9 protein-coding genes are annotated in these 12,345 nt (G+C 69.1%); 1 reads left to right on the forward strand and 8 read right to left on the reverse strand.

The window, feature by feature from the left end; all coding sequences use genetic code 11:
- Positions 1-17: 17 nt before the first annotated feature.
- From trxA to AB0C59_RS26680, 7 genes are all read right to left on the reverse strand, one after another.
- A complete protein-coding gene (gene trxA, locus AB0C59_RS26650) occupies positions 18-350 on the reverse strand; it encodes a thioredoxin (RefSeq protein WP_363008847.1) in 333 nt (110 codons plus the stop codon).
- Positions 351-434: 84 nt separating this feature from the next.
- Positions 435-1,376 carry a thioredoxin-disulfide reductase gene (trxB, locus tag AB0C59_RS26655; RefSeq protein WP_363008849.1) on the reverse strand — a complete coding sequence of 314 codons (942 nt, stop codon included), beginning with the start codon at positions 1,374-1,376 and terminating at the stop codon, positions 435-437.
- Positions 1,377-1,564: 188 nt separating this feature from the next.
- On the reverse strand, positions 1,565-2,479 hold the full coding sequence (locus AB0C59_RS26660) for a hypothetical protein (protein ID WP_363008851.1): 915 nt from the start codon (positions 2,477-2,479) through the stop codon (positions 1,565-1,567).
- Positions 2,476-3,204 carry an RNA polymerase sigma factor SigM gene (sigM, locus tag AB0C59_RS26665; RefSeq protein ID WP_363008853.1) on the reverse strand — a complete coding sequence of 243 codons (729 nt, stop codon included), beginning with the start codon at positions 3,202-3,204 and terminating at the stop codon, positions 2,476-2,478. The genes AB0C59_RS26660 and sigM overlap by 4 nt, the downstream gene beginning before the upstream one ends.
- Positions 3,205-3,230: 26 nt before the next feature.
- Positions 3,231-4,946 (reverse strand): serine/threonine protein kinase, encoded by a 1,716-nt coding sequence (locus AB0C59_RS26670; protein WP_363008855.1) that lies wholly within the window; start codon positions 4,944-4,946, stop codon positions 3,231-3,233.
- Positions 4,947-5,066: 120 nt separating this feature from the next.
- Positions 5,067-7,412, reverse strand: a complete 2,346-nt coding sequence (gene murJ, locus AB0C59_RS26675; RefSeq protein ID WP_363008857.1) for a murein biosynthesis integral membrane protein MurJ — start codon at positions 7,410-7,412, stop codon at positions 5,067-5,069.
- Positions 7,413-7,458: 46 nt separating this feature from the next.
- Complete coding sequence (locus tag AB0C59_RS26680; RefSeq protein ID WP_363008859.1) at positions 7,459-9,909, reverse strand: DUF6049 family protein; 2,451 nt, start codon at positions 9,907-9,909, stop codon at positions 7,459-7,461.
- A gap of 166 nt (positions 9,910-10,075) precedes the next feature.
- Here AB0C59_RS26680 and AB0C59_RS26685 point away from each other — a divergent pair, with 166 nt between their 5' ends.
- Entirely contained in the window at positions 10,076-11,542 is a 1,467-nt protein-coding gene (locus AB0C59_RS26685) for a CCA tRNA nucleotidyltransferase (RefSeq protein ID WP_363008861.1), read from the forward strand.
- A 126-nt stretch (positions 11,543-11,668) separates the two neighbouring features.
- On the opposite strand, the gene AB0C59_RS26690 is transcribed toward AB0C59_RS26685, so the two are convergent.
- Positions 11,669-12,262: a hypothetical protein gene (locus tag AB0C59_RS26690; RefSeq protein WP_363008863.1), complete on the reverse strand. Its 594-nt coding sequence runs from the start codon at positions 12,260-12,262 to the stop codon at positions 11,669-11,671.
- Positions 12,263-12,345: the final 83 nt, after the last annotated feature.

Here is a 12,345-nt window from a genome sequence, read left to right on the forward strand (position 1 = left end):
TTCAGCGGCGTCGTCGACTACTCGCCGATGAAGTGCTCAAGGTCGCGGACGATCGCGGCCTTCGGCTTTGCGCCCACGATCGTCTTGGCGACTTCGCCGCCGTGGTAGACGTTCAGGGTCGGGATCGACATCACACCGTACTTGGCGGCCGTTGCCGGGTTCTCGTCGATGTTGAGCTTGACGACCTCGATCTTGTCGCCGTACTCGGCGGCGATGGCCTCCAGCGACGGAGCGATCTGGCGGCACGGACCGCACCAGGCGGCCCAGAAGTCCACCAGGACAGGCTTGTCGCTCTTGAGGACGTCCTGCTCGAAGGTGCTGTCGGTCACGTTCTTCAGAGTGCCGGCCACGGCGGGCTCCTTAACTCGGTCGTGCGGTGCGGGTCAGGGCGGAAGGGGGGCGTGTGGAGGCCTGCTCGGCCTCGACGGTGCCTGCTACTCGCTGTCAGCCAGGGCAGCGAGGAAGCGCTCGGCGTCGAGAGCGGCGGAGCAACCGGTGCCCGCCGCGGTGATCGCCTGGCGGTAGGTGTGGTCCACGACGTCGCCGGCGCCGAAGACGCCCGTGACGTTGGTCCGGGTCGAGGGGGCGTCGACCTTGAGGTAGCCCTCGTCATCCAGGTCGAGCTGTCCCTTGAAGAGCTCGGTGCGCGGGTCGTGGCCGATCGCGATGAACAGACCCGTCACCGGCAGCTCGCTGAGCTCGCCGGTCTTCAGGTTGCGCAGCGCGAGGCCCTCCAGCTTCGGGCTGCCCTTGATCTCGGCGACCTCGCTGTCCCAGACGAACTTGATCTTCGGGTCGGCGAAGGCACGATCCTGCATCGCCTTGGAGGCGCGCAGGGTGTCACGGCGGTGGACGATGGTCACGGACTTGGCGAACCGCGAGAGGAAGGTGGCCTCCTCCATCGCGGTGTCACCACCGCCGATGACGGCGATGTCCTGGTCCTTGAAGAAGAAGCCGTCACAGGTGGCACACCAGGAGACACCGCGGCCCGAGAGGGCGTCCTCGTTCGGCAGACCCAGCTTGCGGTGCTGGGAGCCGGTGGTGACGATGACCGTCTTCGCCTGGTGGACCGTGCCCGAGGTGTCGGTGACGGTCTTGATCTCGCCGCTGAGGTCGACGGAGACGATGTCGTCCGGGATCAGCTCGGCACCGAACCGCTCCGCCTGGGCCCTCATGTTGTCCATGAGCTCGGGGCCCATGATGCCGTCCTGGAAGCCGGGGAAGTTCTCGACCTCGGTGGTGTTCATCAACGCGCCACCGGCGGTGACGGCGCCCTCGAACACCAGCGGCTTGAGCGACGCACGCGCGGTGTACAGCGCCGCTGTGTAGCCGGCGGGCCCGGAGCCGATGATGATCACGTTACGGACGTCGCTCACGGCTTGATTCCTCGTCTCTGGAGACTGCTACTGCTCGGTGGAGCCTGTCTCTGTACTCCACCCCACCCAACGGATCCTAAGGGGCCCGCATTCCCGCCATGCCCGGCCACACGGAGACGTGTCACCGCACACAGGTGTCGCGCGGCGCACCGACAGAAGTCCGCGGGGCTCCCGACAGCGCGGAGGCGTCAGGGCCGGCTGTACGAGGTGGTCAGCAGGACCTTGCCCGGAGAGGACGACGCCGGCTTCACACAGGCGGAGTCGACCAGGAAGGCCGTGACCTTGGAGCTGTCGGAGGCGTCGGGAGTCACCACCAGGTAGACAGCCTTTCCCTGATACACCCCCTGGTCGGCGGCGAGCACGGCCTGACTGGTGTGCAGAGCCTTCTCGACGCAACTCGGCAGGGTGACGCCGGCGTCCTTGAACGTCTGGTTCGATTGCATACCCGAGGACCCCGTGCCGGGTTCCGACTGCGCGGCCCAGGGCTTGGCGCTGCCTGTCTGGCCGCCGACCGTCTTCTTCGCCGCGAGCAGGTCCGTCACCTGCCCCTGGAGCGTGCCCACCGAGTAGGTGTGTTTCGCATCCGTACGGGGGGCGGAAGCCTGTGGGGGGCTGCCCGAGCCGTGGTGACCCCACACCTGGACCAGCACCGCGCCCAGCCCCAGGGCCGCTGCCGCGACCAGGGTTCCCAGGAGAAGAGGCGCTCGGCGTCGGCGGGTGCGCACGGTTCGGCCCGGTCCGCTGCCTGACCGGGGGCGCCCCGAGGGACGGTCGGCCGAGGCCGGTGTTTCACGTGAAACACGTGCGGGAGCGGAAGCCGCCGAGAGGGCTTTCTCGTCCGTGGTCCCGGCGCCCAGGAGCGCCTCAGCGGCGAGGGCGGCGTCGATGCGGCTCGCCACGTCGGCGGGCATGCGTGCCGGCTCCGGAAGAGCGCCGAGGACCTCGCGGATCTCCCTGAGGGAGTCGTACACGTCCGAGCAGAGCGTGCAGCCGTCCAGATGCTGCCGCACGTCCGTCGTACGGGATGCGGGAAGCAGTCCTTCGGTGAGCTCGGAGAGCTCCTCGACATCCGGATGTCCGGCTGTGTCGGTCGCAGAGGTCACGCTCGTCCACCTCCGCCCTTCACAGCAGCTGAATCGCTTGGTCCCGGATCGTGCGGCCTTGTTTCGGATGGCCCTGCCGCGGGTGGGACGGATGGCTTCTGTGTCCGGTTCCGTCCGCCGGCCGACTTCTTGCCGTCCTCGCCGCCGTGTCCCTTGCGGAGATGGGTGAGCAGCGGCAGCAGTCTGGCTCTGCCCCGGGCGCAGCGGCTCTTCACCGTGCCGGTCGGCACCTCGAGGATGCGGGCGGCTTCCGCCACCGGATAGCCCTGCATGTCCACGAGGACGAGGGCGGCCCTCTGGTCGGTGGGAAGCGTGCCCAGAGCCTCCACCACCTCCCGGCGGAGGTCATTGCGCTCGGCCGGCGCGGCCGCCGATTCATGCGGCTCAAGGAGCTGTTCCAGCCGTTCCGTGTCGTCGACCGGAGAGGTCTTCCTGGACGCTGCCTTGCGGGCGCGGTCCAGGCAGGCGTTCACCGTGATCCGGTGCAGCCAGGTCGTGACGGCCGACTGGCCGCGAAACGTGTGGGCGGCCCGGTAGGCGGACACAAGGGCGTCCTGGACGGCATCAGCGGCCTCCTCGCGGTCTCCCAGCGTTCGCAGCGCCACGGCCCACAGTCGGTCGCGATGCCGCCGCACCAGCTCGCCGAAGGCTTCCGAGTCGCCCGCGACATGGCGGGCGAGGAGGTCCTGATCGCTTGCAGCGCCGTGTCCGGCTTCATCCGCCATCGGGCCCCCTCCCCATCGACGCTTGCTCAGCCCGTGAACGAGGTCTCGGTGATCGCCTGCCGGTAGCCGCCCTCGGTGTATCCACTCGGGTCCGGGCCCGAGTACGGCATGGCTGTGATCCACACCAGCACGTACCGCGTCTTCACCGACTTGATGATCTTCACCGTGGCGGTGGTGCCGCTCGTCGTCACGGTGCCGATCTTCTTCATCGAGTCCAGCGACGACGGTGTCGGGGAGTCAGCCGCGTAGAGGTCGACCGTGGTGTGGTCGCCTCCGTAGAGCAGCCCGATGGAGGCCGTGGCGGGCTTCTGCGCCGAACCGAGGTCGTACACGATGCCCACGCCCGGCTTGTACGGCGCGAGTGCCGGGCCGTCCAGGAAGGTGCTGGTCTTCCAGTACGTCGAGCGGTTGTGGTCGAACGTCTTGTCGACGTCAGCCGGGTGCTGGGCATCGCCCTTGGCGACGTACTCCGTAGCACCCTTGATCTTTATCGCCGCGGCGGGCTGCGGGGCGACGCCGTTCTTGTCGTTCCCGTCCGTCGTGTGGGTGCGGTTCGTGTTCTCCTGCTTGCCGTTGTCCATCAGGGCCTCGGCGAGCTGCCAGCTGCCCAGGCCCAGGGCCGCGATGAGCAGAGCCGACACGGCCCATTTCAGGGCCCTGCCGGTGGGGCTCTGCAGCGGGGGCGGCGGGGCGGCGACCGGCTGTGTGGCAGGGCCGGCCGCGGAGCGGCCGTAGGTGCCCTGCTGATAGGTGGTGCGCTGGTAGTCCGGCGGGGCCGTGAATGCGGGCTCGGGCGGCCGGATGCGAGGCATCTCGCCGACCGCCTTCACCAGCTCCTCGGGCGTCGTGCACGGGGCCTCGTGACGGGAGGCGGTGGCTCCGTCGTTGACCAGGGCCCGCATGGACAGCTCGGACAGACCGCGGTGGATGCCGGCGCGGACCTGGTCGGGAGCGATCAGGCCGACGCCCTTGGGGAGACCGGACAGCCCGTAGGCATCGGACTCGTAGGGCCAGCGCTGGGTGAGGGCGGAGTACAGGAGGGCCCCGAGGGCCTCCGTGTCGGTCCGCTGCGGGCTGTCGGAGCTGATGCCCCGCAGCGCGGCATTCACGGCGAGGCCCCGGATACGCCACTGGCCGGAGGAGGTGCGCAGCACGGTGCCCGGGTTCAGGCGCAGGTGCGAGAGCCCCTCGCGGTGGGCCGCCGCCATCGCCTGGGAGACCTGCGTCACCATGTGGTAGGCGTCGTGCGCCTCCAACGGTCCGGAGGCCAGCAGGGTGGTCAGCTCGACGGCGTCGGGCAGCCACTCGTGCACCACGTAGACGAGGTCGTTCTCCTCCACCGCGTCCAGGACCTGCACGAAGCGGGGGTCACCGAGCAGAGCCGAGGAGCGCGCCGCGGCGAGCACGGAACGTGCCCGGGCGTGGTCCGCCGGCAGGAGGTGCACGCCGACGGCTCGGCGGAGTTTCTCGTCCACCGCACGCCAGCTGCTGAATCCGTCCAGACGGGTGAGGCACTCCTCCAGGCGGTAGCGTCTGGCGAGCTTGTGGCCGCTGTGCAACTCGGGCGGCGAGGTCGCGTCGGGATGCTCCGTTACGGCACTCCCCTGCACCTCGTCGCTTTCCGTGTTCCGCTTCCGGTCCTGGGTCACCCCGTCGGACGTGGACTGGCCCGCCTTGGCGGTCAGCGGTTCGTCACCGCTGTTGTCTGCCACGTCGACGGCAGCCGTGCTCCGTTCCGCCACCGTCGTTCCTGCCTCCCCATCCGTTGCGCGCGCTGTCCGACGCAGAAACCAATTGTGCCCATAGTCGGCCGCTATGCACGACACACAGCGGCGGACGATGGTTGTGCGCGTACCCCCGCCTCAGCGCCCCAGGCGCCCGCGCACCATGCCGACCATCGAGTTGAGTTCCTCGATGCGCATCTTCCGCGCGGCGACGTAGAAGACGCCGAGCAGCAGGACACCTCCGCTGATCAGAGCGATGAACGAGCTGCCGGCGCCTCGCCCCAGCAGGTGGCCGAGTTCGTAGCAGACGGCTCCGCTCAGCAGCACGGCGGGCACCGAGGCGATCCCGAGTCGCGCGTATGTTCGCAGGACCCGGGCACCGTCCAGATCCCCGCCCAGCCGCTTGCGCAGCCGTCCCCAGGCGACACCGACGCCGATCGCGTAGGCGAGGCCGTACGAGGCGGCCATCCCGATCACGGCCCAGCGGGCCGGGAGCAGCAGATAGCAGGCGGCCGAGGCGCCCGCGTTCACTGCGGCCACGATGACCGTGTTGTAGAAGGGGGTGCGGGTGTCCTCGTAGGCGTAGAACGCGCGCAGGACGACGTACTGCACGGAGTACGGGATCAGGCCGAGACCGAAGGCCATCAGCATGTAGCCCATGTTGGTGGCGGAGCCGGTGCCGGAGGATCCGAAGATCAGGGTGCACATCGGGATGCCGAGCGAGAGGAACCCGAAGGCGATCGGCACGATCGCCACGGCCGTGGTGCGCAGGCCCTGGGAGATGTCGTCACGGACGGCTCCCGCGTCGCCCTCCGAGGCGGAACGCGAGATGCGCGGCAGCAGGGCGGCCATCAGGGAGACGGTGATGATCGCCTGAGGGAGGCCCCAGATCAGCTGGGCGTTGGCGTAGGCGGCGAAGCCGGTGCCGTCGACGGGCGAGGCCTTGCCCGCGGCCGTCGACATCTGGGACACCACGATCGCGCCCGCCTGGTTGGCGAGCACGAACAGGATGGTCCACTTGGCGAGGGTGGCCGCCTTGCCGAGGCCGTGGCCCTTCCAGTCGAAGCGCAGCCGCAGCCGGAACCCGGTCTCCCGCAGATACGGGACCATCGCGACGGCCTGGACCACGAGCCCGAGCAGAACACCGGCACCGAGCAGGCGCTGGCCGTCCGGCGGGATGTTCGTGACCTTCATGCCGGAGCTCGCGGCGCTGCCGTACACCCAGATGAACATGCCGAGCGTCACGATGATCACGATGTTGTTCAGGACCGGGGTCCACATCATGGCACCGAACTTCCCGCGGGCGTTGAGGATCTGCCCCATCACCACGTGGATGCCCATGAAGAAGATCGAGGGCAGGAAGTAGCGGACGAACGTCACGCCGACCTCGTTGGCCGCCGGATCGCTCGCGACGGAGTCGGACAGCAGGCGGATCAGGAGCGGCGCGGCCAGCACCGTGACCACGGTGAGCGCGCCCAGAGCCACCATTACCAGGGTGAGCAGACGGTTCGCGAACGCCTCGCCGCCGTCCTCGTCCTCCTTCATGGCGCGGACGAGCTGCGGCACGAAGACGGAGTTCAGACCGCCTCCGACGGTCAGGATGTAGATCATCGTCGGCAGCTGGTAGGCGACCTGGAAGGTGTCGCCGAGCAGGCCCACCCCCAGTGCGGAGACGATCAGTGCCGAACGGATGAAGCCGGTGAGCCGGGAGACCATCGTGCCCGCCGCCATCACGGCGCTGGACTTCAGCAGGCCCGAGGCACGCCCGCCCTTCGCCTGCGCGGGCGCCGCCTCGGGGAGGTCCGAAGGCGCCGACGGGGGCACGGGCGCCGCTGCCGGAGCGGGGGCGTAGGCCCGCTCCTGAGCGGACGCCTGGGCGGCGTGCACAGGGCCCGGGTAGGGCTCCGCGGGGCCCTGCCCGGGCGCCGGAGCGTAGGCGGGACCGGGGACGGCGGCAGACTGCTCCAGGTACGGCCGGCTGGCGCTCTGCTGCTGGTCCCGGAACAGATGCGCGAAGGCGTCAGGCTCATGACGCTCCTCACCGGCCTGGGTGACCAGGTCGTCGACGCCCAGGAACTGCGTCGTGCGGGCGTCGTCGCCATAGGGCAGGCGCTGTGAGGGCCCCTCCGGCTCCGGGGCGGGAGGCCGCGCCCACACCTGCGGGTCCGGCGCGTACTGGGGCGCCTGCGGCTGCGCGTAGAGGGAGTGCCGCTGGTGGTCGCCAGGGGCGGGCGGCGGGTACGCGGCGCGGTCGTGGAGGACCTGGTCCAGCGGGTCCTGGGCGGTGGGGTTCTGAGCCTGGTAGGCGTCCTGGACGTACGGGTCCTGCGGGTAGGCGCCCTGTGGGTAGGTGCCCTGGTGGTGGGCGTCCTGAGGGTAGGCGTCCGGCGAGGGCTGCCCGTGGTCCGCGTGCTCATGCGGCGGGGGGCCCTCGGGGTAGCCCGAGCCGCCCGGGCCGCGCTCACCGTCGTACGGCGCGTTCATGGTTGCCCCACCTCATTGTCACCAGGCTCACCGGCCACGACATCGCTCAACGGTCCACTCTCTCACCCGTCCCGGACGGGTCGGTGTTTTCCGGTGCGGTGTCCGGTGCCGGGTCACTCGGCTGCTCCGGGGCGTCTGCCCCGGTGCCGGTGTCCGACTCCTGTTCGGGTGTCCCCGCGGAACCTACCGTGTCCTCAGTGTCTACGGTGCCGTCCGTGGGCCCGTTCAGGTGTTCATCGTTCGAGACGGTGTCCGCGTCATCGGAACCGTTCTCCTGCTCCGCCTCGGCCTGCCGCGCGGCCACCCTCTTGCGCTGGGTGTACATGCGGAATCCGGCGAGTACGAGGAGCAGGACACCGCCGGCGATGACCAGCATCACCGTGGGCGTGATCTGGGTGACGTTCACGTCGAAGGTGACGGGGGTGCCGTACGGCTGGCCGTCCTCCGTGAAGAGCTGGGCGACGACCGAGGCCCTGCCGTTCGCGTTCGCGGTGGTGGTGAACTTCACGGACTGGCTGTGGCCGCCCGAGACCGTGATGGGCTGCTCGTAGTAGGGGCCGTTTCCGACCTTCAGACGGGTCGGCTGCTGTGAGGTGAGTCGCAGCACCAGGTGGTCGACGCCCTGCATGAGGTTGTTCTGCACCGTCACGGGGATCGTCGCACTGCGGCCCGAGAGCTTTGTCTCGGACTTCTTGATCAGGTGCACCTGACTGGTGAGGAGCCCCAGGTACGACGTCACGCCCTGCCGGAAGGCCGCTGCGCCGTTGGGGTGCCCACGCCAGGAGGTGGACATGGCGCGGTCTATGGCCCGGCCGAAGGGGGTGACGACCCGTGCGCGCTCGTTGAGGATCACCTTGAAGCCGTCGAGCTTGTCCTGCGTGTCCTCGATCTGCTGGAACGCCGACTGCGGCAGCTCCTCCCTGCGCAGCGAGGACGGATAGCGGGACGTGGACGGCACACTCGTCGCGGCATCGGGGTCCGGAGCGGCCTTGGCCGCGTCCGAGAGGTCCCCGGGCTGCGACCAGTGGCTGCCCTGGAGCTCTGTCAGCGCCTCGGCCATCGACGCGGCCTGGCTCGCGGAGGGCATCCGCTGCGGGGCGACGACGATGCTGCGCTCCTTGCCCGGCTCCTGCAGGTCGACCATCAGGCTCTGGGCCAGGAACTCCTGCACGGCGAGGGTGGACCTCGACGCCGAGGTCATGTCGTCCTGGAAGGCCGTGGACAGGCCGTCGTCCGCCACCATGGCCGTGGTGCCCGAGCCGATCGGGCGTGCGGCGGTGGGGTTGTAGGAGAGACGGTCGTCCCGAAGGCTGTCGCTTCGGGCGATCACCTTGTCGGCGCCCGCGGAGGTCGCGACCTTGACGATCGAGGGGTCGATCGCCCCGTTCACGGGCCAGGCGAAGTCCGTGTCCGGCTTCACATGCAGGATGGTCTCCACCGTGCTCGACGCCACGTCGGTGGCGTCCTTGAGGTGGCCGAGCGAGCCGGTGACGTTCTTCCCGTTGTGCGCGAGCGACGCCAGGTCGGGGTCCCCGAAGGGCAGGGCCACGACCTCCTTGTTCTGGACCGCCTTCTCCAGCTCGCCGAGCCACTGCTTGGCGACCGCCTGGTTCTTGCCGGTCGTGACGCTGTCACCGTCGCCCTTGACGCTGTAGCCGCTCGCCATGGAATCCACGGACGCCAGCAGATCCGGGTCGATCACCCAGGTGACATCGAGGTTCTTGCCCAGCGAGAGGAGCTGCGAGAGACGGCCCCCAGGAGCGATCTCCTTGGCGAGGTCGTCGCTCTGGAAGACAGGGGTCTGCTGCTGGTTGGGAAGCGTCTCCGCGGTCATGTGCACGCGGGAGATCAGCGGCCACAGATAGGTGGTCTTCGTCTTGGTGGAGGCGTCGTCGGGCTGCCAGGGAAGGAAGGTCCGCTGGATGCCGAGAACCTGCGGGTACGGCTGCGCGGCGGTCTGGCCGGAGAGCGAGACGCCGAGCTGGTAGACCCCGTCGTCACCGAGGTCCAGGTCCTTGACGGGTACCGAGATGCTGAAGGTCTGGGAGGCGCCCGCGGCGAGCTTGTCGAACTCCTCGACGTACTTCCCGCCGAGCTCGGTGCCGTCGGTACCGGGCTGGTAGCCGGTGCGCTGCGCGGCACGATCGATGGCCGAGCGGCTGCTCATCGGTGTGGGGCTCACCCGCAGGCCCACATGGGCGCCGGTGACGGCCTGCTTGCCGTTGTTGGTGACCGTGCCGGACACGGTCAGGGTGTCGCTGGCGGTGGGCGCGCTGGGGGTGAGGGAGTCGAGCGAGACACTGACCGTCGAGGAGCCGCCGGCGTTCGCCAGGGAGGCGTTCCCAGCGCTTCTCGCGACGGCATGGGCCGGCGTACCGGCGGGTAGCTGCAGCAGGCCGGCCAGCAGGGGTGCACCCGCCAGCAGCGCTCCGGTGCGCCGGAGCCACCGGCGGGCAGGTGAGGGACTCATCCCCTGGAAGTCTGCCTCGTCGGCCACGCGCTCGCCCGTCCCTCGTCGTCAGTGGTCGTAGTGGTCGTCGGAATCTCCGTCCAGGCATGGTAACGATGTGCGCGGAACAGAAGTGCCCCAGCCCGCGCTCCAAGATCAGCACTCCGGAAAGGGAGGCGCTCGCCGGGGCGCGCGCCACGTACCCTTTTCTGCTGTGCCGAACGCCAACGAAGACAATGCCAGCCCCCTGAGTCAGGTGCAGCGCCGCGCGGTGAGTGAACTGCTGCGGGTGTCCCCTGTCGCCGACGACCTTGCCCGCCGCTTCCGCGAGGCCGGATTCTCCCTCGCCCTGGTCGGAGGTTCGGTGCGGGATGCCCTTCTGGGGCGGCTCGGCAACGACCTGGACTTCACGACCGACGCGCGTCCCGAGGACGTACTGAAGATCGTGAGGCCGTGGGCGGACGCCACCTGGGATGTCGGTATCGCCTTCGGCACGGTCGGAGCGCAGAAGGACGCCCGCGTCGGGGACGCTGTGCAGCGCTTCCAGATCGAGGTCACGACCTACCGGTCCGAGTCCTACGACCGGACCTCCCGCAAGCCCGAGGTGTCGTACGGCGACTCCATCGAGGACGATCTCGTCCGGCGCGATTTCACGGTGAACGCGATGGCCGTGGCCCTGCCCGAGAAGGAGTTCATCGACCCGTACGGTGGGCTCGACGACCTTGCGGCCAAGGTCCTGCGTACCCCCGGTACCCCCGAGGAATCGTTCTCGGACGATCCCCTGCGGATGATGAGGGCGGCCCGATTCTCGGCTCAGCTGGACTTCGAGGTGGCTCCCGAGGTCGTCGCGGCCATGAAGGACATGGCGGGGCGCATCGAGATCGTGTCCGCCGAGCGGGTGCGGGACGAGCTGAACAAGCTGATCCTCTCCGAGTGCCCGCGCAAGGGTCTGACGCTGCTGGTCGAGTCCGGGCTCGCCGACCGTGTTCTGCCCGAGCTTCCGGCGCTGAGGCTGGAACGTGACGAGCACCACCGGCACAAGGACGTCTACGACCACACGCTGATCGTGCTGGAGCAGGCGATGGGGCTGGAGAAGGAGGGGCCCGATCTCACACTCCGCCTTGCCGCGCTGCTGCACGACATCGGCAAGCCGCGGACACGGCGGTTCGAGAAGGACGGCAGGGTCTCCTTCCACCACCACGAGGTGGTCGGCGCCAAGATGACCAAGAAGCGGATGGCCGCGCTCAAGTACTCCAACGATCTGGTGAAGGACGTCTCGCACCTGGTCGAGCTCCACCTGCGTTTCCATGGCTATGGAACCGGTGAATGGACGGACTCCGCGGTGCGCCGCTATGTCCGCGACGCGGGCCCGCTTCTGGATCGGCTGCACAAGCTGACCCGGTCCGACTGCACGACCCGCAACAAGCGGAAGGCCGTCGCGCTGTCCCGTGCCTACGACGGCTTGGAGGACCGCATCGCTCAGCTCCAGGAGCAGGAGGAGCTCGACGCCATCCGCCCTGATCTGGACGGCAACGACATCATGGATGTTCTGGGCGTCGGCCCCGGGCCGGTCGTCGGCAAGGCGTACAAGCACCTGTTGGAGCTGCGTCTGGAACACGGGCCCATGGACCGTGACGCGGCGGTGTCGGCACTCAAGGTGTGGTGGGCCGACCAGGGCTGAGGCAGCACAGCGGGGTCATGTTTCACGTGAAACATGACCCCGGGGTGAAGAAGAGGGGGCGATGTTTCACGTGAAACATCGCCCCTTCGTCGTGTGTGTGTCGGCGTGGGCTCAGTGCCCGACGCGCTACTTGTTCTCCTTCAGGCAGAGCACCACCTTGTGGGTGGCCTCCAACTGGTAGTAGGAGATCGTGGCGTCAGGGACGTTCTGGCACTTGCTGTCGTCGCTGGTGTCGTCGAACTTCTCGACGACCTTGTACTGCGCCTGGCTGGAGGAGCAGTCGACTTCCTTGAGGTCCGCGTTGGATTCCGTGCCGTCGTTGTGCATGCACGAGCCCACCGAGGTGGTTTCCGCGTCGGTCTCGTCCGCCCACCAGCGCAGGCCGAAACCTATGCCGAACTTCACGACCAGGACGATGGCGACGACAAGGATGCTGCCGATGACGCGCAGCGCCTTCTTGCTCTTCTTCTGCGGCGGCACCGGGGCGGGGGCGGGGCCACCCTGGTTGGGGAACGGCGCGTAGGGAGCGCCGCCCTGCGGCGGAACACCGGGCTGACCGAAGCCCTGCGGCGGAACACCGGGCTGTCCGAACTGCTGGGGCGGAATGCCGGCCTGTCCGAACTGCTGCGGCGGGACTCCAGGCTGGCCGGGCTGCTGACCCAGGGGCGCGGTGGGCGGCTGAGCGTAAGGGTTCTGGCCCTGGGACGGCGGAGTGGTCACTGTGGAGGTCCCCCCTCGGGACGTAAGAGGCGCATGTGGCGCGACGTAAGACGCACGTAAGGTATCGGTAGCCGCTGACAACG

Source organism: Streptomyces sp. NPDC048664, assembly GCF_040650555.1.
Lineage (GTDB): Bacteria > Actinomycetota > Actinomycetes > Streptomycetales > Streptomycetaceae > Streptomyces.

Bases quoted from the DNA above. Each gene is read 5' to 3' on its own strand.
- sigM (WP_363008853.1), bottom strand. From the start codon at position 3,204: ATGGCGGATGAAGCCGGACACGGCGCTGCAAGCGATCAGGACCTCCTC.
- murJ (WP_363008857.1), bottom strand. From the start codon at position 7,412: ATGAACGCGCCGTACGACGGTGAGCGCGGCCCGGGCGGCTCGGGCTAC.